Source organism: Pseudomonas sp. LBUM1673 (genome assembly GCF_059695645.1).
In genome coordinates, this window is sequence record NZ_CP166780.1 from 5,492,686 (window position 1) to 5,515,530 (window position 22,845).

Here is a 22,845-nt window from a genome sequence, read left to right on the forward strand (position 1 = left end):
GTCTTACCCTCGCGGCTCTTGGTTACCGGCAGCGTTACCCGCAATGCTGGCGGCCAGAATCGCCAGAACCAGTTGCTGGAAATCCAGGCCAGCGGCACGGGCCGCCATCGGAACCAGACTGTGATCGGTCATGCCCGGTGCGGTATTGACTTCCAGGAACCAGAACTGTCCATCGGCGTCCTGCATCACGTCTGCCCTGCCCCAACCGGCGATACCCAGCGCCTCACAGGCTTTGGCCGTGAGGTCCATGAGTTCTTTTTCTTTGTTGCTGTCCAGGCCACACGGGATCCGGTACTGGGTATCGGAAGCCACGTACTTGGCGTCGTAGTCGTAGAAACTGTGCGTCGTGCCCAGGGCAATGGGTGGCAACACCTGGTCACGCAGGGTGGCGATGGTGAACTCCGGACCTTGAATCCATTGTTCGACCAACACTTGCGAATCGTAGGTACTGGCCGCTTTCCATGCGTCGATCAACTCAAGAGCTGAAGACACTTTGGCCATCCCGATACTGGAACCTTCATGGGCCGGTTTGACGATCAACGGGAAGCCCAGTTCCGTGGCCGCCGAAATACAATCGGCCTCGGAACTCAGTACGGCATGGCGTGGCGTCGGAATGCCGAGGCTATGCCAGACCTGCTTGGTGCGCAGTTTGTCCATGGCCAGCGCCGAGGCCAGAATGCCGCTGCCGGTGTACGGAATGCCCAGGCATTCGAGCAGACCCTGCATGCTGCCGTCTTCACCGCCACGACCGTGGAGGATGATGAAGGCGCGGTCGATTTTTTCGTTCAGCAGGCGCTGCAGCAGGTCATCGCCCACATCAAGACCGAACGCGTCCACACCGGCGCTTTGCAATGCTTCGAGCACCGCGTTACCCGATTTCAGGGACACTTCCCGCTCGGCACTCTTGCCACCGAACAGCACGGCGACGCGGCCGAAGTCTTTCGGCGCGATAGTGGAGACGAGGTTGGCGTAAGCAGCAGTCATTTCAACTTCCCCTCAACCGGTGCAGCAACGGCCCCGGCGAACAACGGACTGTTCAACAGTTTGGGTGCGAGACCACCGATATCACCGGCGCCCTGGCACAGCAGGATGTCGCCGGCGCGCAGCAGCGGCTTGACGATCGGCGCGAGGTCGATGCCGCGCTCGATGTAGATCGGGTCGAGTTGACCGCGCTGGCGAATGCTGTTGCACAACTTGCGGCTGTCGGCGCCCGGAATCGGCTCTTCGCCGGCCGGGTAGACCTCCATCAGCAGCAGCACGTTGGCGTCGGCCAGCACGTTGACGAAATCGTCGTACAGGTCACGGGTGCGGCTGTAACGGTGCGGCTGGTAAACCATCACCAGGCGGCGTTCCGGCCAGCCACCGCGCACGGCCTTGATCACCGCCGCGACTTCGGTCGGGTGGTGACCGTAGTCGTCCACCAGCATCACGTTGCCGCCTTCGACCGGCAGTTCGCCATACACCTGGAAGCGGCGGCCGACACCCTGGAACCCGGACAGGCCCTGGACGATGGCTTCATCGCTGACGCCTTCATCGGTGGCGATGCAAATGGTCGCCAGTGCGTTCAGTACGTTGTGGTTGCCCGGCATGTTCACCGAGACATCCAGTGGCTCGCGGTCAGGGCGCAACACGGTGAAGAAGGTCTGCATGCCTTGCTGGCGGACATTGATGGCGCGCACGTCGGCGTCTTCGCCAAAGCCATAAGTGACTGTCGGACGTTTGATCAGCGGGAGAATTTCACGCACCACCGGATCGTCCAGGCACACTACCGCCAGACCGTAGAACGGCAGGTTGTGCAGGAACTCGACGAAGGTTTTCTTCAATTTGTTGAAGTCACCGTCGTAGGTCGCCATGTGATCGGCGTCGATGTTGGTGACCACAGCCACCAATGGCTGCAAGTGCAGGAAGCTGGCATCGCTTTCGTCGGCTTCGGCGATCAGGTAACGGCTGGTGCCGAGCTGGGCATTGGTGCCCGCGGCATTCAGACGGCCACCGATGACGAACGTCGGGTCCAGGCCACCGGCGGCGAACACCGAAGCGATCAGGCTGGTGGTGGTGGTTTTGCCGTGCGTACCGGCGACGGCGATGCCGTGGCGGTAGCGCATCAGCTCAGCCAACATCTCGGCACGAGGCACCACCGGAATCCGGCGTTCCAGCGCGGTGGCGACTTCCGGGTTGGAAGTATTCACGGCACTCGACGTGACCAGCACATCGGCGGTCGCAGCGTTCTCGGCACGGTGGCCGATATAGATCTGGGCACCGAAGGATTCGAGACGCTCGGTCACCGGCGAGGCTTTAAGGTCCGAACCGGACACTTCATAGCCCAGGTTCAGCAACACTTCGGCGATGCCGCACATGCCCACGCCGCCGATACCGACGAAGTGGATGCGACGGATGCGGCGCATTTCCGGTTGTGGCATGGCTTTCTTGTTCTCAACCATGGGCCACCTCCAGGCAGGTATCGACCACGTTACGGGTGGCATCGGGTTTGGCCAGGCGGCGTGCCGCGGTGGCCATGTCATTGAGTCGTTGCGGTTGCATCAAGACCTCTGTCAGGCGAGCGGCAAGGTCCGCTGCGCCAGTCGTTCTTTGCGGCATCAGGAAGGCTGCGCCTTCACGGGCCAAATAATCGGCGTTGCGGGTCTGGTGATCGTCGATCGCGTGGGGCAAAGGCACCAGCATCGAGGGCAGACCGGCGGCCGCCAGTTCACTGATGGTCAGTGCGCCTGCGCGGCACACCACCAGGTCGGCCCAGCCATAGGCTTGGGCCATGTCTTTGATGAAAGGCTGCACTTGCGCCTCGACGCCAGCCGCGCGATAGCGCTCTGCAGTCACTTCATCGTGGTTTTTGCCGGCTTGATGGAACACGTCCGGGCGCAGGTCGGGGGCGACTTGCGACAGGGCTTCAGGCAGCAACTTGTTCAACGGTTCTGCGCCCAGGCTTCCGCCCAGGATCAGCAAACGCGCCTTGCGACCGGCCAGGGCAGGTCGCGGTGTGTCGAGGAACAGCTCGGCGCGCACCGGGTTACCGGTGGTCCGTCGGCTGTTCGACAGGGTAAAGGTGTCGGGAAACGCTTCACAGACTCGGGCGGCCAACGGCACCAGCAACCGATTGGCGGTACCGGCCACGGCGTTCTGCTCGTGAACGATGACCGGCACGCCGGCCAATTTGGCGGCAACGCCACCGGGGCCGGTCACATAACCACCAAACCCGACCACACAGACCGGCTGCAGCTGACGGATGATCGCCCGCGCCTGCCAGATCGACTTCAGCAACATGATCGGTGCCTTGAGCAGGGACAACTTGCCCTTGCCGCGTAAACCGCTGGCGTTAATCCGATGCAATTGAAGACCGGCCGCTGGCACCAGATCGTTTTCGATCCCGCGGGGCGTGCCGAGCCAGTGCACGGTGTAACCCCGGGCCTGGAACTCGCGAGCACAGGCCAGTGCCGGGAACACGTGGCCCCCGGTGCCGCCAGCCATAATCAATACGTTAGCGCCCATGGTTCGGCTCCTCGGCGAAGTCGCTCTCATGGAACTCCATCTCTTCGCTGCCCAGATGGGTTCGACTCTCCCACTCGATGCGCAGCAACAAACCGAGACAGGCACCGCAGATCACCAACGAACTACCGCCATAACTGAGGAACGGCAGGGTCAGACCTTTGGTTGGCAACAGGCCGACGTTCACCCCGATGTTGATCAGGAACTGGCCGATCCACAGGAACGACAGGCCGTACGCGATGTAGGCGGCGAAGAATTGCTTGGCCTTCTCGGCCCAATAACCGATGTACATGCCACGCACACAAACAAAGACGAACAACGCTACCGTGCACAAAGAACCCACTGCACCCAGTTCTTCGGCCAGGACCGAGAACACGAAGTCGGTATGGGCTTCCGGCAGGTAGAACTGTTTCTGCACGCTGTTGCCCAGGCCAACGCCCAGCCATTCGCCGCGACCAAAAGCGATCAATGCCTGAGACAACTGATAGCCAGCGCCGAACTGGTCGGCCCACGGATCCGCAAAGTTGGTCAGGCGCGCCATTCGATACGGCTGCACTTGAATCAACAGCACCACCGCCCCGACCGCCAGGACAACCATCAAGGAAAAACGGAACAGCCCGACCCCGCCCAGGAACAGCATCGCCGCCGCGGCGCCCATCATTACAACGGTGGCGCCGAAGTCCGGTTCCATCAGCAACAGACCCGCCATTGGCAGCAGAACGATGAACGGCTTGAAGAAACCCATCCAGCTTTCGCGTACTTCTTTCTGACGGCGTACCAGATAACCGGCCAGGTAAATGACCACGAATACCTTGGCGATCTCGGATGGCTGCACGTTGAAGAAACTGAAGCCGATCCAGCGCATCGAACCGTTCACCTCACGGCCGATCCCCGGGATGATCACCATCACCAGCAGACCGAACGCGCCGATCAGCATCAGCCAGCCCAGGCGTTGCCAGGTGGCGATCGGAATCATCATGGTGACAATGCAGGCACCCAGGCCCAGCACAATGTAGATAAGGTGGCGAATCATGTAATACAGGGCACTGCCCGACTGTACCGCCGCCACTTCGGTCGAGGCCGATGCAATCATGACCAGCCCCAGGCCGATCAATGCCAGGCAGCCGGCGAGCATCGGGAAGTCGAGGTCGATGCCTCGCCCGGTGATGATCGGCGACGGGTACGGCTTGATGATGTTTCTCAAGCTCATGCCAAGCCCTCCACGGCCTGAGCAAACAAACGCCCACGCTCTTCGTAGTTCTTGAACATGTCGAAACTCGCGCAGGCCGGCGACAGCAGCACCGCATCGCCCGGCTCTGCGATGGCGCGGCATTGCGCAACGGCTTCGTCCAACGAGCTGACGCGAATCAAAGGCACGGCATCGCCGATGGCCTGGGCGATCAGCTCGGAGTCGCGGCCCATCAGCACCACGGCACGGCAGTTGGCCGCAACCGGATTCCCCAGGTCCTTGAAGTCGGCGCCCTTGCCATCGCCACCGGCGATCAGCACAAGTTTGCCGTCAATGTCCGCGCCCAAACCTTCGATGGCGGCCAGTGCGGCACCCACGTTGGTGGCTTTGGAATCGTTGTAGTAGCTCACGCCGTTCAGGTCGCGAACCCATTGGCAGCGATGCTCGAGGCCAGCGAAGGTGCGCAGGCTCCAGAGCATGGCATCGAACGGCAACCCCACGGCGTGGCCCAGCGCCAAGGCCGCCAGGGCGTTGGACTGGTTATGCGCACCACGAATTTTCAACTCGCGCACCGGCATCAGGTTCTGGAATTCGAAGGCCAGGTACTTCTCGCCATCCTCTTCCCGGATACCAAAGGCCTTGAAATCGGGTTTGCTCAAACCGAAGGTCCAGCAGGGCTGACCTTCGCCCATCAGCGGGCGGCTCAGGGCGTCCTGACGGTTGACCACAAATTGCCTGGCGCCCCGGAAGATCCGGTGCTTGGCCAGGTGATAGGCCGGCAGACCGCTGTAGCGGTCCATGTGGTCTTCGCTGACGTTGAGCACGGTCGCCACTTCAGCGCCGAGGTGATCGGTGGTTTCGAGCTGGAAGCTCGACAACTCCATCACGTACAGCTCGACGTCGTCGCTGAGCAAATCCAGCGCCGGCGTACCGAGGTTGCCGCCGACGGCGACACGCTTGCCGGCCGCAGCGGCCATCTCGCCAACCAGGGTGGTGACGGTGCTTTTGGCGTTGGAACCACTGATGGCGACAATCGGCGCTTTCGCGTTACGCGCGAACAGCTCGATGTCGCCGGACAACTTCACGCCACGGGCGGCGGCAGCCTGCAGGGCCGGGGTCGCCAGTGCCAGGCCGGGGCTCACATAGAGCTCGTCGGCACGGCACAGGAATTCGACGTCCAGCTCGCCACAACGCACTTCCACGTGCGGATAGTCACGCTTGAGCGTGGCCAGTTCCGGTGGATTTTCCCGCGTATCGGCGACGGCAAACGACACGCCCCGGTTCGCCAGGAAGCGAACCAGGGACATGCCGCTCTTGCCGAGGCCGACAACGATGCGGAAGTGGTCAGAAGCGATCAGAGACACTCGTTCTACCTCAGCTTCAGGGTGGCAAGGCCGACCAGTACCAGAATCACGGTGATGATCCAGAAACGGACGATCACACGCGGCTCGGGCCAGCCCTTGAGTTCAAAGTGGTGGTGAATCGGTGCCATGCGGAACACACGGCGACCGGTCAGCTTAAAGGAGGCAACCTGAATCACGACTGACAGGGTTTCCATCACGAACACGCCGCCCATGATGAACAGGACGATTTCCTGCCGGACGATCACCGCGATGGTGCCCAAAGCCGCGCCCAGCGCCAGTGCGCCGACGTCGCCCATGAAAACTTGTGCCGGATAGGTGTTGAACCAGAGGAAACCCAGGCCCGCGCCGATCAACGCGCCGCAGAACACGATCAACTCACCCGCGCCCGGCACGTAAGGAATCAGCAGGTATTCGGCGAACTTCACGTTACCCGACAGGTAGCAGAAGATCCCCAAGCCGCCACCGACCATCACGGTGGGCATGATCGCCAGACCGTCGAGGCCGTCAGTCAGGTTGACCGCGTTGCTCGAGCCGACAATCACGAAATAGGTCAGGACGATGAAGCCCGCGCCCAGCGCAATGCTGTAGTCCTTGAGCATCGGCAGGATCAGGGTGGTTTCTACCGGCGTTGCCGCGGTCATATAAAGGAAGATCGCCGCGCCCAGACCGAACACCGACTGCCAGAAATATTTCCAGCGGCTCGGAAGGCCTCGGGAGTTTTTCTCGATGACTTTGCGGTAATCGTCGACCCAGCCGATGGCACCGAACAGCAGGGTCACCAACAACACGACCCAAACGTAACGGTTGGCCAGGTCAGCCCAGAGCAACGTGCTGACCCCGATGGACGAAAGAATCAGCGCGCCACCCATGGTCGGGGTGCCCGACTTGGAAAGGTGCGATTGCGGACCGTCGTTGCGAACGGATTGACCGATCTGACGGTTCTGCAAAGTGCGGATCATCCACGGGCCATAGCACAGCGACAAGACCAGCGCGGTCAGCACACCGAGGATCCCGCGCAGGGTCAGGTACTGAAAGACCGCGAAGCCTTTGTAGAACTGTTGCAGATACTCCGCTAGCAGCAGCAGCATTAATGTTTCTCCAGACGGGTCCCGCACAAAGCGGCGACGATGTTTTCCATCGCGGCGCTGCGCGAGCCCTTGATCAAAATGGTGGTGTTTGTGTCCTGCTCGGCTTCCAGGGCCTTGATCAGCTCAGCCTGTGTGCTGAAGTGAAAAGCCTGCTCGCCGAAAGCGTTCACGGCGTGAGCCATCATTGGCCCGACCGCGTAAAGCGCGCAAACCTTGCCGCGAGCGTACTCGCCCACATCGCGGTGCCCCTGCTCCGCCCAATCGCCCAACTCGCCGATGTCTCCGAGCACCAAAACGGTGCGACCGGAAAAGCCGGCGAGTATATCAACGGCGGCGCACATGGAGGTGGGGTTTGCGTTGTACGTGTCATCGATTACGCGCATGCCGTTTGTCGCCAGTTGCGCGACGGTGCGCCCCTTGACCGGTTGCACAGCGCCGAGACCGGTGGCGATGCCGAACAGTGACACGCCCAAGGCATGGGCGGCAGCGGCGGCGGCCATGGCATTGGCGACGTTATGGGTGCCCAGCAGGTTCAGTTGAACCCGTTCCACACCTTCAGGGCTGTGCAGGTTGAACGCCGGGCAACCGCGGGCGTCGCGATCCAGATCGCTGGCGTAGAAGTCGGCGCTGAGGTTGCTCAGGGCAAACGTCAGCACTTTGCGACCGTCGGCACGGGTCTTCCAGATTTCAAAAGCCTTGTCATCGAGGTTCAGCACGGCGACGCCATCGGCATCCAGCCCTTCGAGAATCTCGCCCTTGGCTTCAACGATTTTTTCCGGCCCGCCGAATTCGCCGACGTGGGCGGTCCCGGCGTTGTTGATGATGGCCACGTGAGGTTTGGTCATGGCGACGGTGTAAGCGATTTCGCCAATTCGCGAAGCGCCGAGTTCGATCACGGCGGCGGTATGTTCCGGGGCCAGTTCGAGCAGGGTCAACGGAGCGCCGAGGTCATTGTTCAGGTTGCCACGGGTCGCCAGCACAGGACCGCGCGTGCGCAGGATGCTCGCGAGCATTTCCTTGACCGTGGTCTTGCCGCTGGAACCGGTGATGGCCACGACCGGCTGAGTGAATGCTGCACGGTTCATCGCGCCCAATTGACCGAGGGCCTGGCGGGTGTCCTTGACCAGCAGTTGCGGCAGCGCGCTGTCGGCAACTTCGCGCTCGACCAGGGCACCCACGGCGCCTTTGGCGGCGACGTCATTAAGGTAGTCATGGCCATCGAAACGCGGGCCGGCCAGAGCAATAAACAGCTGGCCGGACTTGATCGCGCGGCTGTCGATGCTGACGCCGTCGAAGCTGGCGTCGCTGGCAATCAGACGGCCATTCAATGCGCTGGTCAGTTCACTCAGTCTCAAGGCTTTAAGCATGGGCCACCTCCCACGCGGTCAGGGCGTGATCGGCCTCGACCAGATCGGAGAAAGCGTGGCGCTCGCCGTTGATTTCCTGATAGTCCTCGTGACCTTTACCGGCCAGAACAATCACGTCATCCGCCGAAGCGCTGGCGATCAATTGGGCAATCGCCTGGCCCCGGCCGGCGACGAAGGCAACTTTATCCACAGCGGTGAAACCGGCGCGGATGTCGTCGAAAATCACGACAGGATCTTCGGTGCGCGGATTGTCATCGGTGACCAGTACGCCATCGGCCAGACGCTCGACCACTTCCGCCATCAGCGGACGCTTGCCGCGATCGCGATCGCCGCCGCAACCGAACAGGCACAGCAACCGGCCTTTGGCGTGAGGACGCAGGGCCATCAAGACTTTTTCCAGCGCATCTGGCGTATGGGCGTAATCGACCACCACCAGCGGCTGGGTACCGCCGCCCAGGCGCTGCATGCGACCGGCCGGGCCTTCGAGTTTCGGCAGCACTTTGAGAATTTCGTCCAGCGCATAGTCCAGACCGAGCAAGGCGCCGACTGCGGCCAACACATTGCTCAGGTTGAAGCGACCGAGCAAGGTGCTGCGCAAATGGTGCTCGCCTTGCGGCGTGACCAGCGTGGCGCGCACACCTTCGTCGTCGAACTGCGCTTCGCGGCAATACAGGTAGGCGCTGGAATCTTCCAGGCTGTAGGTGATCAATCGCGACTCGCCTTTTTCGGCCAGTTGCCGACCGAAATCGTCGTCGAGGTTTACCACCCGGCACTTCAGATCATTCCAGGCAAACAGCTTGGCCTTGGTTTCGCCATAGGCCTGCATGGTGCCGTGGTAATCCAGATGATCGCGCGACAGGTTGGTCATCACCGCCACATCGAAGGCCAATGCGCTCACGCGCCCCTGATCCAGGCCGTGGGAAGAGACTTCCATGGCCACGGCTTTGGCACCGGCCTTTTTCAGGTCGGCGAGGGTCGCTTGCACCGCAATCGGGTTCGGCGTGGTGTGCAGGCCGCTTTCCAGCGCGCCGTAGAAACCGGAGCCCAAGGTGCCGACTATGCCGCAGTGCTGACCGAGCAAGTCGAGGGCTTGCGCGACCAATTGGGTCACGCTGGTTTTACCGTTGGTGCCGGTTACGCCGATCAGGTTGAGGTGACGGCTCGGGTCGCCATAAAAACGCCCGGCGATGTCCGACAGCTGCGCCGCCAAGCCTTTGACCGGAATCAGCGGTACGTCGGTAATCGGCAGCACGGTCGCGCCTTCGACTTCATAAGCCACGGCAGCAGCGCCGCGTTGCAAGGCGTCGGCAATGTGCGCACGCCCATCGAACTTGCCGCCCGGAACCGCAAGAAACAAATCGCCTGCCCGTACGTTACGGCTGTCAAGCGCCAATTCGCGGATCAATAGATCACGGCCGGCGTGGGCGAAAATCTTGTTCAGGCTCAGCGACATCAGCCGCGCCCTCCATTAGCTTTCAGCGGAACGACCGGTGCGGCGTTCGCTTGTTGAGTGGCTGGCAGGTTGTCCGGGGTGACGTTCATCAGGCGCAAGGTCCCGGACATCACTTTGCTGAACACCGGCGCCGACACCAGACCACCGAAATAACCGGCCTTGGTCGGTTCATCGATCACCACCACAATCGCGTAACGCGGATCGCTCATCGGGCCGAAACCGGCGAACAGCGAGCGGTAGGAGTTCTCGGCATAGCCTTTGGTGCCGACCGACGTTTTACGCGCGGTACCCGACTTGCCGCCCACGTGATACGCCGGCACCTGCGCACGGAACACGCCGCGCGGGGCTTCGATCACTTGTTGCAGCATGGTTTGCATGGTTTTCGCGACGGCTTCCGGCAATACCTGTGTGGTTTGCGGCGCCTTGTCGGTTTTGATCAGGGTCAGCGGCGCGAGGCGACCGTTGTTGGCCAGGGCCGAGAAGGCGTGGACCAGCTGGATCGCGGTCACGGAAATACCGTAGCCGTAGGACAGCGTTGCAGTCTCAGCCTTGCGCCATTCGCGATAGTTCGGCAGGTTGCCGACGCGTTCGCCCGGGAAGCCCAGGCCGGTGTCCTGGCCGAGACCGACTTTCTGCGCCAGACGGAAAATCGTTTCGCCGCCGATATCGAACGCGACCTTACTCATGCCGACGTTACTGGAGTTGATCAGAATGCCGGTCAGGTCGAGCACCGGACCTTCGGTCTTGGATACGTCCTTGATGGTGTATTTACCAATCTGCAAGCTGCCCGGGTACACCTCGACGGTGTCGCTCGGTTTCCAGCGCCCGGTTTCGATCGCGGCGCTCATGGAGATCGCTTTCATGGTCGACCCCGGCTCGAACACGTCAATCATGGCGCGGTTGCGCATCATCGCCGGTTGCAGGTTGCGACGGTTGTTCGGGTTGTAGGTCGGCTGGTTGACCATGGCGAGGATCTCGCCGGTCTTCACGTCCATGATCACCAGGCTGCCGGCCTTGGCGCCGTTCTCGATGATCGCGTTACGCAGTTCGCGGTTGGCCAGGTACTGCAGACGCAGGTCAATGGACAACGCCAAGGGCTTGCCGGCCTTGGCGTTTTTGGTGACCTGGACATCTTTGATCAGCCGGCCGCGCCGGTCCTTGATCACCTGTCGCTTGCCGGGGACGCCGGCCAGCCATTCGTCGTAGGCCAGTTCGACACCTTCGCGTCCGTGATCATCGATGTCGGTAAAGCCGACCATGTGGGCGGTGACTTCACCCGCCGGGTAGAAACGCCGGAACTCTTCGATGCCATAAACACCTGGCACTTTCAGGTCGAGCACAGCCTGGCCCTGCTCGGGGGTCAGCCCGCGCACCAGATAAATAAATTCTTTGTTGGCCTGGGCTTCGAGACGTTCGGCCAGGGCTTTCGGGTCCTGCCCCAGGGCAGCCGCCAGTGCCGGCCATTTCTCTTTGGCCGTTTGCATTTCCTTGGCGTTGGCCCACAAGGTGGTGACCGGGGTGCTCACGGCCAACGGCTCGCCGTTACGGTCGGTGATCAGACCACGGTGAGCCGGAATCGGAATGTGACGAACACTGCGCGCGTCGCCCTGACCTTTAAGGAAGTCACGGTCGACCACTTGCAAATCGATGATGCGCCAGGCAATCGCCGCCACCATGATGCCGAGCAAACCCAGCACCAGACGGAACCGCCACGGGAAGAGCGCGCCTTCGAGTTTCATCATGGCGCCACCATCTGCACTTCAGCTGCGCCGGGAATGCGCATCTTCAGTTGCTCGGTGGCCAGGACTTCGATACGGCTATGGGCGGTCCAGGTGCTCTGCTCGAGAATCAGGCGGCCCCACTCCGCCTGCGCCTTGTCGCGCACGCTCAATTCGTTGTACAGCGAATTCAACAGCTGACGGTTCCAGTGTGCGCTATAGGACACGCCGATGGCCGACACGAGCACGCCGATAAACAGCAGCAGCATGAAAAAGCTTCCGCCAGGAAGTGGCTTGGCGAAAAGCTTGCTCACCGCAACTTCTCCGCGACACGCATGACGGCGCTACGGGCACGTGGGTTGGCTTTGAGTTCTGCCTCGGAGGCGGACTGCGCTTTGCCATGGATTTTGATGATCGGTTCAAAAGCGACGTGACGGACCGGCAGGTTGCGCGGCAGGTTGTCGGCTTCGCCTTTCACCAGTTTGCGCATGAACAGTTTGACGATGCGGTCTTCCAGCGAGTGGAAGCTGATCACCACCAGACGACCGCCGACTTCCAGGCATTCCAGCGCGGCGTCGAGGCCGGCTTCCAGATCGCCCAGTTCATTGTTGACGTGAATGCGCAGGCCCTGGAATGCACGGGTGGCCGGGTTCTTGCCCTTTTCCCACGCCGGGTTGGCAACTTTCAGCACTTCAGCCAGATCGGCGGTGCGCTCAAACGGCTTGATGTCGCGACGCTCAGCCACGGCACGCGCCATGCGCCCGGAGAAACGCTCTTCGCCATATTGCTTGAACACGTGGGCGATTTCTTCCACCGGCGCGGTGTTGACGAACTCGGCAGCACTGATCCCGCGGGACGGGTCCATGCGCATGTCCAACGGACCGTCGTTGAGGAAACTGAAACCGCGCTCCGGGTCGTCGAGCTGTGGCGAAGACACGCCGAGGTCAAGCAGAACACCGCTGACCTTGCCGGCCAGACCGCGTTCGGCGACTTCCGAACCGAGCTCGGCAAAGCTGCGCTGTACAACGACAAAGCGGCCGTCTTCGGCCGCTAGCGTTTGCCCGGTGGCAATCGCTTGAGGATCTTTGTCGAATCCGAGCAACCGACCATCGGGCCCGAGCTGGCTGAGGATCAACCGACTGTGCCCGCCGCGCCCGAACGTACCGTCCAGATAGCAGCCATCAGGACGTACGGCGAGAGCCTCGACGGCTTCGTCAAGCAGTACGGTGATGTGGTTAAAGCCGCTATCAATAGTCACAGGATCAAATCACGCAGTTCATCAGGCATGGCGCCCGGTTGTTGAATAGCAGCCAGGTCAGCGGCAGAAACCGCATTCCAGGCATCCTCGTCCCACAATTGGAACTTGTTCAATTGGCCTACCAGCATTGCGCGCTTATCCAACCTGGCATATTCGCGAAGGCGTGGCGGAACCAGAAAACGACCACTGCCATCGAGCTCGAGGTCGACGGCATTACCAATCAGTAAACGTTGCAGGCGGCGGTTTTCTTCGCGAAGCGAAGGCAGTGCGCGCAGTTTGGTTTCGATAATTTCCCACTCATCGAGGGGATAAACACACAAACACGGATCAACGGCATCGATGGTGACGATTAATTGACCGGAACTACGCGAAACGAGCTCGTCACGGTACCGGCTCGGCATAGCGAGACGGCCCTTTGCATCGAGACTGATAGCGTTAGCTCCGCGAAACACGTCAGCGTTTCTCCAAATATTAGCGTTTTGCGCTCAAAAAACCCACTTCATGCCACTTTCCGCCACTTGTGCACACTATAGGAATGCGCCCACCACACCGTCAAGGCGCGGATTAAAGGAAAAGCCTTACAGAACGGAGATTTAGGAGCGTAAAAGGAGGGTTAACGAGAATCTGACGGATGAATTTGCCCAATAACTTGAATCAGCACAGAAGGCTGCGTTCAGAAGTTAAAGTAGTTTGTTAAGAGTAAGATTTTTTCGGTATTACAAAAGCGCTTCTGCTATTGATTCAGCAGGGAGGGAAATTGCCATTACACACATCGCTGCCAATGATTCAAGCAGAGAAAAAAGGTGGAGAGTCGATCTGTAAGCCGGGTTCTGTCTTGAACAGTCATTCGTCTACGATGGCCATCACTGGACATCTTTAGCAACCTACCCGGTCCCAGCGCGGGCCACGCCTTGGGACCCTATTTGGTCTTGCTCCAAGTGGGGTTTACCTAGCCACGAACTGTTGCCAGACGTGCGGTGCGCTCTTACCGCACCTTTTCACCCTTACCGGCGCCGAAGCGCTTAGGCGGTTATTTTCTGTGGCACTTTCCGTAGGCTCACGCCTCCCAGGCATTACCTGGCACTTCGCCCTATGGAGCCCGGACTTTCCTCCCCCCCCTAATTTTCATAGAGGGCAGCGACTGTCCGATCGACTCTCCGCCGCGAAGGTTAACGGCAGAGCGGCCGAAGAACAAGCGTTAAAAGCCCTTGGCCGGCGCTGCACGTCGGTTTACTCGCCCTTCTGTTTATCCAGCGCGACCTGATAAAGCACATTCTTGCGTTCGCCAGTAATTTGCGCCGCCAATGCCGCCGCTCGCTTGAGCGGCACCTCTTCGAGTAGCAGGTTGAGAATACGCATGGCTTCACTGCTGACAGCGTCTTCGGTCTCAGGGGCAGACCAGCCCGCCACCAGCACTACACACTCGCCACGCTGTTGATTGCTGTCCGATTCGACGAACTCACGCAACTCGGCGAGTGGCAGGCCCTTAAGGGTTTCGAAGGTCTTGGTCAGTTCACGCGCCAGCAACGCCGGACGCTCGGCGCCAAATACCAGCTCCATGTCTTGCAGGCATTCGAGGATGCGGTGTGGGGCTTCATAGAAAATCAGCGTGCGCGGCTCTTCTTTTACGAGTTCCAGACGAGCACGTCGGCCGACAGCCTTGGCCGGCAAAAAACCTTCGAAGATGAAACGGTCGGATGGCAGTCCCGCCGCCGAGAGTGCCGCGATCAATGCACACGCCCCCGGAACCGGCACCACATTGATCCCCGCTGCACGGGCCTGTCGTACCAGGTGATAACCCGGATCGGAAATCAGCGGCGTCCCGGCGTCGGAGATCAACGCCACATCGTCGCCCGCCAGCAGACGCGTGATAAAGCGGTTACCCTCCTCCCGCTCGTTGTGCTCATGGCAAGCCGCCAGCGGCGTGGGGATACCGAAATGCTGCATCAATCGCTGGGAATGGCGAGTGTCTTCGGCAGCGATCAAGGCGACCTCGCGCAGGATTTTCAGCGCACGCGCACTGATGTCGTCCAGGTTGCCGATGGGCGTCGCCACCACATAAAGCGAGCCAGCAGCGGAATTCAAAGCACCTGGAGCAGTCAAAGCGCACACCTCATGATCGGTAAAAGGCGACATTGTAGCGCGTAGCGGCGCTTGCGATACGTCTCGCCCTCCCCGGGCTTTTCAACCTTTTGTGCAGTGCTGCAACATTTACACGAGCTAAATTGACCGATTCACGCCAGTAACATCGCGCCCCGGCCAGTGCTTGGGTACAATTCCACGCTAATTTGATCGAGTATCAGGAACACTTACATGATCGCTTGCCTGCGGCTGTTCACTGCCCTCTGCCTCGCTGCCTTACTGGCGGCTTGCGCCAGCTCGCCCTCTTCCAGCCTTGGCGAACTTCCACGGACCCCGGATGCCAGTATCGAGCAACTGCTCGAACAGGCCACTCAAAGCAAAGATCCGGAAAAAGCCGCTCTTTTGCGCTTGAGCGCAGCAGACCTGGCTTATCGTCAGGGCAATGCCGGCCAGTCCGCGCAAATCCTGCAACAAGTACCGATGGAACAACTCAAGCCGGGCCAACAAGTCTTCGCCAGTACCCTGGCGGCTGAACTGGCCATGGTCCGCAATCAGCCCAAAGCGGCGCTGACTGCCCTGAGCCATCCGAGCCTGCAACGCCTGGGTGAACTGCCGGTGGAACAACAGGTTCGCACCGGCACCGTTCATGCCCGCGCCCTCGAGGCCGACGGCCAGACCCTGCCCGCCGCGCGCGAGCGCATCTTCATTGCCCCGATGCTTGAAGGTGAAGCCGCCAGCAAAAACCACGAAGCGATCTGGACCCTGATCGCTTCGCTGCCGACCGATCAGTTGCAGCCAACCACCGACGATGACCTCGGCGGCTGGATACGTCTGGCGCTGGCGGTGAAAACGGCCGGCACCCTGGAACAGCAGCAAGCCGCGATAGACAACTGGCGCGAACAGAATCCAAAGCACCCGGCCGCCATCCAGCTGCCGCTGCCACTGACCAAGCTCAAGGAACTGGCCAGCCAGCCCCTGAGCAAGATCGCCCTGCTGCTGCCGCAAGATGGCCCACTGGCTTCGGTTGGCAAAGCACTGCGCGAAGGTTTCATGGCCGCTCACTACCAGGCGCAACAAGCCGGGCAGAAGCCACCAGCCATCGAGTTCTATGACAGCTCGCGCCTGACCTCCCTCGACGAGTTCTATCGCAAGGCTCAGGCCGACGGCGTGCAACTGGTGGTCGGCCCGCTGGAGAAGCCGCTGGTCAAACAGCTCAGCGCGCGCCCGCAACTGCCAATCACTACCCTGGCGTTGAACTACAGCGAAGGCGAACAAGGTCCGGCCCAACTGTTCCAGTTCGGCCTTGCCGCTGAAGACGAAGCCCGCGAAGTGTCCCGTCGCGCGCGCGCCGATGGCCTGCACCGCGCCGCCATCATGGTACCGAGAGGCGAATGGGGTGATCGCGTACTCAGGGCATTCAGCCAGGATTGGCAAGCCAACGGTGGCAGCATCGTCGCTACCGAACGCGTAGACCAACCGGTGCAGCTGGCCCAGCAAATTGCCGACATGTTCCAGCTGCGCCAGAGCGAAGGCCGCGCCAAGAGCCTGCAAAGCACCGTTGGTTCGCAGGTAGCCGCCCAGCCTTCGCGTCGTCAGGACATCGAGTTCATCTTCCTGGCCGCAACACCACAACAGGCTCAACAGATCAAACCGACCCTGAACTTCCAGTACGCGGGTGACGTACCGGTTTACGCCACCTCCCACGTGTTCAGTGCCAGCGGCGACCAGAACCAGTACAACGACATGAACGGTATTCGCTTCTGCGAAACCCCATGGCTGCTGGATGCCAACGACCCGCTGCGCAAACAGGTCACTGCACAATGGCCACAAGCCGGCGGCAGCCTGGGTCGCCTGTACGCGATGGGCGTTGACGCCTATCGCCTGGCACCGCGCCTGGGGCAACTCAAGGCCTTGCCGGACAGCCGCATCCAAGGTCAATCGGGCAGCCTGGGCATGACTCAGAATCAACGGGTCGAGCGTCAGTTGCCATGGGCAGAGTTCGTCAATGGTCAGGTTCAACGCCTGCCGGACACCTCGCGCTGATGCCTGAAAGGTCACGCCAGCAAAGCGGTAAAGATGCCGAGCGCCATGCGCTCGAGCATCTTCAGCAACAGGGTCTGCGCCTGCTGGCGCAGAACTGGTTGTGTAAACGCGGCGAGCTTGATCTGGTCATGCTTGATGGCGATACAGTAGTATTCGTCGAAGTCCGCTACAGAAAAAACACCCAATGGGGTGGCGCGCTCGACAGCATCGATGGGCGCAAACGGCAGAAACTGATTTTCGCCGCACAGTATTTTCTTCAGCACGAGTCGCGCTGGGCCAACTCCCCCTGTCGCTTCGACGTGGTTGCCATCGACAGCAACCTTGATCAGTTGAACTGGTTGCAGAATGCCTTTGATAGCTGATCGCTTGCGCCCCGAACCGGACACCTTCACCCAACACTTTTGCTCTTTGCTTTGCGGGCTGCACATTCATGTGCCGAGTAGCCGCGCTAATTAAGGTCACACAGATGGACATGCAATCGCGAATTCGCCAGCTTTTTCAGGCCAGTATCGACACCAAGCAACAGGCGATGGACGTACTTGCACCGCACATCGAGCAAGCCAGCCAGGTCATGGTCAACGCCCTGCTCAACGAGGGCAAAATGCTGTCCTGTGGCAACGGCGGTTCCGCCGGTGACGCACAGCACTTCTCGTCCGAACTGCTCAACCGCTTCGAGCGCGAACGCCCGAGCCTGCCCGCCATCGCGCTGACCACCGACAGCTCGACGATCACCTCGATCGCCAACGACTACAGCTACAACGAAATCTTCTCCAAACAGATTCGCGCCCTCGGCCAGCCGGGTGATGTTTTGCTGGCAATTTCCACCAGCGGCAACTCGGCAAACATAATTCAAGCGATCCAGGCCGCACATGATCGCGAAATGATTGTCGTAGCATTGACTGGTCGTGACGGCGGCGGCATGGCTTCACTGCTTTTGCCAGAAGACGTCGAGATTCGCGTACCGGCCAACGTCACTGCACGTATTCAGGAAGTCCACCTGCTGGCGATCCATTGCCTTTGCGATTTGATCGACAGCCAACTGTTCGGGAGTGAAGAATGACCCCTAATCGCCTAGGCCTACTGGCCTTGACCCTGTGCCTCGGCATCAGCGGCTGCACCTCGGTGGTTAACGCCAGCCGTGAAGCGCCGATCGACGATGACCGCGGCACCCGCACCTTCGGCAGCAAGATCGACGACTCCCTGATCGAAACCAAGGCCGGTGTAAACATCGCCAAGGCTGATCCGGACCTGGACAACAACTCGCACATCGTCGTCACCAGCTTCAACGGTGTGGTGCTGCTGGCCGGGCAAACCCCTCGCGCCGACCTCAAGGCCAAGGCTGAACAGGTTGCCGGCGCCGTTCAGCGGGTAAAGAAGGTGCACAACGAGCTGCAAGTGCTGCAACCGTCCTCGCTGCTGGCACGCCAGAACGACGCCTGGCTGACCACCAAGATCAAGACCCAGATGCTCACCGATGCTTCCATCCCCGGCTCGCGCATCAAAGTCGTGACCGAAAACGGCATCGTCTACCTGCTCGGTCTGCTGACCAAGCAGGAAGCGGCTCAGGCGACCAATCTGGTGCAAGGCGTTTCCGGTGTACAGAAGATCGTGAAGTTGTTTGAGTACATCGACTGACCCCCTTGTGGGGGCACAGCTTGCTGGCGATGGTGCCCTGAAGATCGCCTTCGCCGGCAAGCCTGGCTCCTACAGAAGCAATAAAAAAGGCGATCCATTCGGATCGCCTTTTTTATTACTTCACCACTTTCAAACTGGGTCGACCGCTGGGACGCGGCGGCTCGCTGTCGGGTGGCGGAACATCATCATCCGGCTCGATCTCGTCCTCGCCTTCCAGAGGCGATTCCATATCGAACACCATGCCCTGACCGTTCTCCCGAGCGTAAATACCCAGGATCGACGCGATAGGCACGTACAGGGTGTGTGGCACGCCACCAAAGCGCCCCTCGAAACTGACTGCCTCGTTGTCCATGTGCAGATGACGCACGGCCGCCGGGGAAACGTTCAGGACAATCTGTCCGTCACTGGCAAAACCCTGAGGCACCTGCACCGACGGATACTCGGAGTTAACCAGCATGTGCGGGGTGCAATCGTTGTCCACAATCCACTCGTAGAGCGCGCGGACCAGATAAGGTCGACTGGAGTTCATAGCGGCTCCTTAAGCCTTAGCGCATATCGCGTTCGACACCAGACAGACTCGCCTGGAAAGCCTCACGCGCAAACGAGCGCTCCATATAATCAAGCAACGGCTTGGCAGGCCGCGGCAGTTCAATACCCAGAATCGGCAATCGCCAGAGTATTGGCAATAGGCAGCAATCCACCAGACTTTGTTCCTCACTGAGGAAAAACGGCTTGTCGGCGAACAACGGCGACACGCCTGTCAGGCTTTCGCGCAGCTCTTTACGAGCCACGACACGGGCTGCTTCCTTGGTCCGGGAATCCAGAATCAGATCCACCAGGCCACACCAGTCACGCTGAATGCGATGAATCAGCAGACGGCTGTTGGCACGCGCCACAGGATAAACCGGCAGTAGCGGCGGGTGCGGGTAACGCTCATCCAGATATTCCATCACCACGGTCGACTCCCACAACGCCAGGTCACGATCGACCAGGGTAGGCAGGCTTCCGTAAGGGTTCACTTCAATCAGTTTAGGCGGCTGGCGACCAGCTTCCACGTAAATGATCTCGGCGCTGACACCCTTCTCTGCAAGTACGATGCGCACTCGGTGGGAATAGTGGTCGGCGGGGTCGGAGTAACAGGCCAACCGATTGGTCACGCCCATGGCGGTCCTCCTCGCTTGTTGAAATTATCGGAAACGGAAAAACACGCGCGCCCAGAGGACGCCTCCCGTAACGCCTGGATCACCAGGTTCGTTACACCTTCAGAGACGCCCTTGGGCGCGCGCGATTAACAGCAATTTTTTACAACTTCATCAGTGAACGTCTTTCCAGTACTCACGCTTGAGCAAATAAGCGAATACGAAGAAGAACGCCAGGTACAGCAACACATAGGTACCGATGCGCTGATGCTGCAGCTTCACCGGGTTGGCCGAGTAGGCCAGGAAGGTCACCAGATTCTTGACCTTCTCGTCGAACTGCTCTTCGTTCAGCGTGCCGGTTTTCGGCAATACAGTCAGTTGATCGCAGGCTTCATGGGTCAAAGCGGTGCCGGTCAGTGGATCGTATTGCTTCTTGCCGTCTTCGACGATTTGAACTTGTTTACAGCCTACCACCTGACGACCCTGCAGGCCGACCAGAACGTTAGGCATGCCGACGTTCGGGAACACCTTGTTGTTCACGCCCCAAGGACGCGACGGGTCTTCATAGAACGAGCGCAGGTAGCCATAGAGCCAGTCGGTACCACGAACACGAGCCACCAGTGTCAGGTCGGGCGGCGCCGCACCGAACCAGGTTTTGGCGTCAGCCGGCTGCATGCCGATGTTCATGTGATCACCGATCTTGGCACCGGTGAACACCAGCTTCTCGAGCATCAGCTCATGAGGAATGCCCAGGTCATCGGCGACACGCTCATAGCGCTGGAACTTGGCGCTGTGGCAGCCCATGCAATAGTTGGCGAACGTACGTGCGCCATCCTGCATGGCAGCCTTGTCGGAAACGTCGATGTCGACCTTCTCAAGCTCAGGACCACCGTGTTCGGCCGCGAAGGACAGAACAGGCATCGCCGCAAGAATCAGTACAGCAAATAGCTTTTTCATCAGCCAGTCACCCTTTCCGGAACCGGTTTGGTCTTCTCGAGCCTGGTGTAGAACGGCATCAGAATGAAGTAGGCGAAGTACAGGAAGGTACATACCTGCGACAGCAATGTACGGCCTGGAGTTGGAGCCAGAACACCCAACACACCCAGGATCACGAACGAGATGCAGAACACCCAGAGCCAGATCTTGCTCAGCCAGCCCTTGTAGCGCATCGACTTCACCGGGCTGCGATCCAGCCATGGCAGGACGAACAGCACAGCGATGGCTGCACCCATGGCGATAACGCCCAGGAGCTTGTCCGGAACTGCCCGCAGAATCGCGTAGAACGGTGTGAAGTACCAGACCGGAGCGATGTGCTCAGGGGTCTTGAAGGCGTTTGCCACTTCAAAGTTCGGCTTCTCGAGGAAGTAGCCGCCCATTTCCGGGAAGAAGAATACGATCGAGCAGAAGATGAACAGGAATACCACCACGCCGACGATATCTTTCACGGTGTAGTACGGGTGGAAAGCAATGCCGTCCAGTGGTACGCCGTTTTCGTCTTTGTGCTTCTTGATGTCGACGCCATCCGGATTGTTCGAACCGACTTCGTGCAGCGCCAGAATGTGCACCACCACCAGACCGAGGATCACGATCGGCAGGGCAACCACATGCAAGGCGAAGAAGCGGTTCAGGGTAATACCGGAAATCAGGTAGTCACCACGGATCCACTGGGTCAGGTCGTTACCGATGACGGGAATCGCACCAAACAGCGAGATGATCACCTGGGCGCCCCAGTAGGACATCTGGCCCCACGGCAGCAGGTATCCCATGAAGGCTTCAGCCATCAGCGCCAGGTAAATCAGCATGCCGAAGACCCACACCAGCTCACGCGGTTTCTGGTATGAACCGTAAAGCAGGCCACGGAACATGTGCAGATAGACCACGATGAAAAACATCGACGCGCCGACAGCGTGCAGCAGACGCAAGATTGAGCCGTGATTGACATCACGCATGATGCCCTCAACGGAAGCAAACGCCTCTTCCGCCGACGGGGTGTAGCTCATGGTCAGCCAGACACCGGTAACGATCTGGTTGACCAGAACGAGCAGTGCCAGGGAGCCAAAGAAATAGAAGAAGTTGAAGTTCTTCGGAGCGTAGTACTTGCTGAGATGGTCTTCCCACATTTTGGTTGCGGGGAAGCGTGCATCAACCCAATCCATGAACTTGCTCATCACGCTTTCTCCGTATCGACGCCAATGATAATGATCTCATCGGTCTCATAGGAATGCGGGGGAACTGGCAGGTTCAAAGGCGCGGGTTGCGACTTGTAGACGCGGCCAGCCAAATCGTAGTGGGAACCGTGGCAAGGGCAGAAATAACCACCTACCCAATCCTTGCCCAGATCTGCAGGAGCCACTTCCGGACGGAAGGTCGGTGAGCAACCCAGGTGTGTGCAGATACCGATCAGCAGCAGAACTTCTGGCTTGATCGAGCGCGTTTCCGGGTCGACATAGGTCGGTTGCGTCGAGTTCTTGGAGGTGGGGTCAGACAGCTGGCCCTCGATCTTTTTCAGATTCCCCAGGATTTCCTCGGTACGGCGGACGATGAACACCGGCTGGCCGCGCCATTCAGCAATCATTTGCTGACCTGGCTCGATCTTGCTGACATTCACTTTCACCGGTGCACCTGCAGCTTTCGCCTTGGCACTGGGAAACCATGACCCCACGAACGGGACCGCAGCCCCCACCGCTCCTGCAGCACCCACCACGGATGTGGCTGCTACCAAGAAGCGACGCCGGCCTGCATTCACGCCGTCATTGCTCATTCAGTCCTCTCCCATCAGCTTTGTGGCCTGTTAAATCAGGCGTCTACTAAGTAAAAATCTGAACTTATAAAAATTTTGCCGAATGGTAATGAAAAGCCCCAATTCTGACAAGGTAATTACCGAGGAGCTCCACTGCCAAGCCTTGCAGTATAGGGCCTCTGCGAATGTGGCAAGTTGTCACAGCGCAATTCCTTGATAAATTTCGCCCATAAAAAAACGCCCAGCTTCGCGAGGAAACTGGGCGTTC

At 59.9% G+C, this 22,845-nt stretch carries 22 protein-coding genes and 1 other RNA gene; 4 read left to right on the plus strand and 19 right to left on the minus strand.

What is annotated here, in order from left to right; all coding sequences use genetic code 11:
- Positions 1-3: 3 nt before the first annotated feature.
- The 14 genes from ACA044_RS25145 to rsmI form a co-directional block, all read right to left on the minus strand.
- Complete coding sequence (locus ACA044_RS25145) at positions 4-984, minus strand: D-alanine--D-alanine ligase (RefSeq protein ID WP_497443764.1); 981 nt, start codon at positions 982-984, stop codon at positions 4-6.
- Complete coding sequence (gene murC / locus ACA044_RS25150; protein ID WP_497443765.1) at positions 981-2,441, minus strand: UDP-N-acetylmuramate--L-alanine ligase; 1,461 nt, start codon at positions 2,439-2,441, stop codon at positions 981-983. The genes ACA044_RS25145 and murC overlap by 4 nt, the downstream gene beginning before the upstream one ends.
- Entirely contained in the window at positions 2,434-3,504 is a 1,071-nt protein-coding gene (murG, locus tag ACA044_RS25155) for an undecaprenyldiphospho-muramoylpentapeptide beta-N-acetylglucosaminyltransferase (protein ID WP_497443766.1), read from the minus strand. The genes murC and murG overlap by 8 nt, the downstream gene beginning before the upstream one ends.
- The gene (ftsW, locus tag ACA044_RS25160; RefSeq protein WP_497443767.1) at positions 3,494-4,711 is read right to left on the minus strand and encodes a putative lipid II flippase FtsW; all 1,218 of its coding nucleotides are present in this window, start codon (positions 4,709-4,711) and stop codon (positions 3,494-3,496) included. The genes murG and ftsW overlap by 11 nt, the downstream gene beginning before the upstream one ends.
- Positions 4,708-6,054 (minus strand): UDP-N-acetylmuramoyl-L-alanine--D-glutamate ligase, encoded by a 1,347-nt coding sequence (gene murD, locus ACA044_RS25165; RefSeq protein ID WP_497443768.1) that lies wholly within the window; start codon positions 6,052-6,054, stop codon positions 4,708-4,710. The genes ftsW and murD overlap by 4 nt, the downstream gene beginning before the upstream one ends.
- Positions 6,055-6,059: 5 nt before the next feature.
- Positions 6,060-7,142, minus strand: a complete 1,083-nt coding sequence (gene mraY / locus ACA044_RS25170; protein ID WP_497443769.1) for a phospho-N-acetylmuramoyl-pentapeptide-transferase — start codon at positions 7,140-7,142, stop codon at positions 6,060-6,062.
- Positions 7,142-8,509, minus strand: coding sequence for a UDP-N-acetylmuramoyl-tripeptide--D-alanyl-D-alanine ligase (locus ACA044_RS25175; protein ID WP_497443770.1), 1,368 nt, complete (start codon positions 8,507-8,509; stop codon positions 7,142-7,144). The genes mraY and ACA044_RS25175 overlap by 1 nt, the downstream gene beginning before the upstream one ends.
- Positions 8,502-9,962, minus strand: coding sequence for a UDP-N-acetylmuramoyl-L-alanyl-D-glutamate--2,6-diaminopimelate ligase (locus ACA044_RS25180; RefSeq protein WP_497443771.1), 1,461 nt, complete (start codon positions 9,960-9,962; stop codon positions 8,502-8,504). Before ACA044_RS25180 ends, ACA044_RS25175 begins: the two co-directional genes overlap by 8 nt.
- Entirely contained in the window at positions 9,962-11,701 is a 1,740-nt protein-coding gene (locus ACA044_RS25185) for a peptidoglycan D,D-transpeptidase FtsI family protein (RefSeq protein WP_497447304.1), read from the minus strand. The genes ACA044_RS25180 and ACA044_RS25185 overlap by 1 nt, the downstream gene beginning before the upstream one ends.
- Positions 11,701-11,994 carry a cell division protein FtsL gene (gene ftsL / locus ACA044_RS25190; RefSeq protein WP_003205353.1) on the minus strand — a complete coding sequence of 98 codons (294 nt, stop codon included), beginning with the start codon at positions 11,992-11,994 and terminating at the stop codon, positions 11,701-11,703. The genes ACA044_RS25185 and ftsL overlap by 1 nt, the downstream gene beginning before the upstream one ends.
- Positions 11,991-12,938, minus strand: a complete 948-nt coding sequence (rsmH, locus tag ACA044_RS25195; RefSeq protein WP_497443772.1) for a 16S rRNA (cytosine(1402)-N(4))-methyltransferase RsmH — start codon at positions 12,936-12,938, stop codon at positions 11,991-11,993. The genes ftsL and rsmH overlap by 4 nt, the downstream gene beginning before the upstream one ends.
- On the minus strand, positions 12,935-13,390 hold the full coding sequence (mraZ, locus tag ACA044_RS25200; protein ID WP_186530428.1) for a division/cell wall cluster transcriptional repressor MraZ: 456 nt from the start codon (positions 13,388-13,390) through the stop codon (positions 12,935-12,937). Before mraZ ends, rsmH begins: the two co-directional genes overlap by 4 nt.
- Positions 13,391-13,741: 351 nt before the next feature.
- Positions 13,742-14,095, minus strand: an RNA gene (rnpB, locus tag ACA044_RS25205) — RNase P RNA component class A.
- A gap of 73 nt (positions 14,096-14,168) precedes the next feature.
- Positions 14,169-15,074, minus strand: coding sequence for a 16S rRNA (cytidine(1402)-2'-O)-methyltransferase (gene rsmI / locus ACA044_RS25210; RefSeq protein ID WP_497443773.1), 906 nt, complete (start codon positions 15,072-15,074; stop codon positions 14,169-14,171).
- Between the two features lie 177 nt (positions 15,075-15,251).
- Between rsmI and ACA044_RS25215 the strand changes: the two genes are divergently transcribed.
- The 4 genes from ACA044_RS25215 (at position 15,252) to ACA044_RS25230 (ending at position 18,698) form a co-directional block, all read left to right on the plus strand.
- Positions 15,252-17,063 (plus strand): penicillin-binding protein activator, encoded by a 1,812-nt coding sequence (locus ACA044_RS25215; protein WP_497443774.1) that lies wholly within the window; start codon positions 15,252-15,254, stop codon positions 17,061-17,063.
- Complete coding sequence (locus ACA044_RS25220; RefSeq protein WP_497443775.1) at positions 17,063-17,425, plus strand: YraN family protein; 363 nt, start codon at positions 17,063-17,065, stop codon at positions 17,423-17,425. Before ACA044_RS25215 ends, ACA044_RS25220 begins: the two co-directional genes overlap by 1 nt.
- Before the next feature lie 104 nt (positions 17,426-17,529).
- Complete coding sequence (locus ACA044_RS25225) at positions 17,530-18,123, plus strand: phosphoheptose isomerase (protein WP_007904374.1); 594 nt, start codon at positions 17,530-17,532, stop codon at positions 18,121-18,123.
- Positions 18,120-18,698 carry a BON domain-containing protein gene (locus tag ACA044_RS25230; RefSeq protein ID WP_497443776.1) on the plus strand — a complete coding sequence of 193 codons (579 nt, stop codon included), beginning with the start codon at positions 18,120-18,122 and terminating at the stop codon, positions 18,696-18,698. The genes ACA044_RS25225 and ACA044_RS25230 overlap by 4 nt, the downstream gene beginning before the upstream one ends.
- A gap of 115 nt (positions 18,699-18,813) precedes the next feature.
- On the opposite strand, the gene ACA044_RS25235 is transcribed toward ACA044_RS25230, so the two are convergent.
- The 5 genes from ACA044_RS25235 to petA form a co-directional block, all read right to left on the minus strand.
- Positions 18,814-19,227, minus strand: coding sequence for a ClpXP protease specificity-enhancing factor (locus tag ACA044_RS25235; protein WP_497443777.1), 414 nt, complete (start codon positions 19,225-19,227; stop codon positions 18,814-18,816).
- 16 nt (positions 19,228-19,243) lie between these two features.
- On the minus strand, positions 19,244-19,861 hold the full coding sequence (locus ACA044_RS25240) for a glutathione S-transferase N-terminal domain-containing protein (RefSeq protein ID WP_007905304.1): 618 nt from the start codon (positions 19,859-19,861) through the stop codon (positions 19,244-19,246).
- A 150-nt stretch (positions 19,862-20,011) separates the two neighbouring features.
- Positions 20,012-20,794, minus strand: a complete 783-nt coding sequence (locus ACA044_RS25245; RefSeq protein ID WP_008004996.1) for a cytochrome c1 — start codon at positions 20,792-20,794, stop codon at positions 20,012-20,014.
- Positions 20,794-22,005, minus strand: coding sequence for a cytochrome b (locus ACA044_RS25250; RefSeq protein ID WP_192345499.1), 1,212 nt, complete (start codon positions 22,003-22,005; stop codon positions 20,794-20,796). The genes ACA044_RS25245 and ACA044_RS25250 overlap by 1 nt, the downstream gene beginning before the upstream one ends.
- Complete coding sequence (gene petA / locus ACA044_RS25255) at positions 22,005-22,598, minus strand: ubiquinol-cytochrome c reductase iron-sulfur subunit (protein WP_095192981.1); 594 nt, start codon at positions 22,596-22,598, stop codon at positions 22,005-22,007. Before petA ends, ACA044_RS25250 begins: the two co-directional genes overlap by 1 nt.
- Between the last annotated feature and the right edge of the window lie 247 nt (positions 22,599-22,845).

Coding starts and splice junctions, on each gene's coding strand:
- ACA044_RS25145 (WP_497443764.1), bottom strand. CDS start 984: ATGACTGCTGCTTACGCCAACCTCGTCTCCACTATCGCGCCGAAAGAC.
- murC (WP_497443765.1), bottom strand. CDS start 2,441: ATGGTTGAGAACAAGAAAGCCATGCCACAACCGGAAATGCGCCGCATC.
- murG (WP_497443766.1), bottom strand. CDS start 3,504: ATGGGCGCTAACGTATTGATTATGGCTGGCGGCACCGGGGGCCACGTG.
- ftsW (WP_497443767.1), bottom strand. CDS start 4,711: ATGAGCTTGAGAAACATCATCAAGCCGTACCCGTCGCCGATCATCACC.
- mraY (WP_497443769.1), bottom strand. CDS start 7,142: ATGCTGCTGCTGCTAGCGGAGTATCTGCAACAGTTCTACAAAGGCTTC.
- ACA044_RS25175 (WP_497443770.1), bottom strand. CDS start 8,509: ATGCTTAAAGCCTTGAGACTGAGTGAACTGACCAGCGCATTGAATGGC.
- ACA044_RS25180 (WP_497443771.1), bottom strand. CDS start 9,962: ATGTCGCTGAGCCTGAACAAGATTTTCGCCCACGCCGGCCGTGATCTA.
- ACA044_RS25185 (WP_497447304.1), bottom strand. CDS start 11,701: ATGAAACTCGAAGGCGCGCTCTTCCCGTGGCGGTTCCGTCTGGTGCTG.
- rsmI (WP_497443773.1), bottom strand. CDS start 15,074: ATGTCGCCTTTTACCGATCATGAGGTGTGCGCTTTGACTGCTCCAGGT.
- ACA044_RS25215 (WP_497443774.1), top strand. CDS start 15,252: ATGATCGCTTGCCTGCGGCTGTTCACTGCCCTCTGCCTCGCTGCCTTA.
- ACA044_RS25220 (WP_497443775.1), top strand. CDS start 17,063: ATGCCTGAAAGGTCACGCCAGCAAAGCGGTAAAGATGCCGAGCGCCAT.
- ACA044_RS25225 (WP_007904374.1), top strand. CDS start 17,530: ATGGACATGCAATCGCGAATTCGCCAGCTTTTTCAGGCCAGTATCGAC.
- ACA044_RS25230 (WP_497443776.1), top strand. CDS start 18,120: ATGACCCCTAATCGCCTAGGCCTACTGGCCTTGACCCTGTGCCTCGGC.
- ACA044_RS25235 (WP_497443777.1), bottom strand. CDS start 19,227: ATGAACTCCAGTCGACCTTATCTGGTCCGCGCGCTCTACGAGTGGATT.
- ACA044_RS25240 (WP_007905304.1), bottom strand. CDS start 19,861: ATGGGCGTGACCAATCGGTTGGCCTGTTACTCCGACCCCGCCGACCAC.
- ACA044_RS25245 (WP_008004996.1), bottom strand. CDS start 20,794: ATGAAAAAGCTATTTGCTGTACTGATTCTTGCGGCGATGCCTGTTCTG.
- ACA044_RS25250 (WP_192345499.1), bottom strand. CDS start 22,005: ATGAGCAAGTTCATGGATTGGGTTGATGCACGCTTCCCCGCAACCAAA.
- petA (WP_095192981.1), bottom strand. CDS start 22,598: ATGAGCAATGACGGCGTGAATGCAGGCCGGCGTCGCTTCTTGGTAGCA.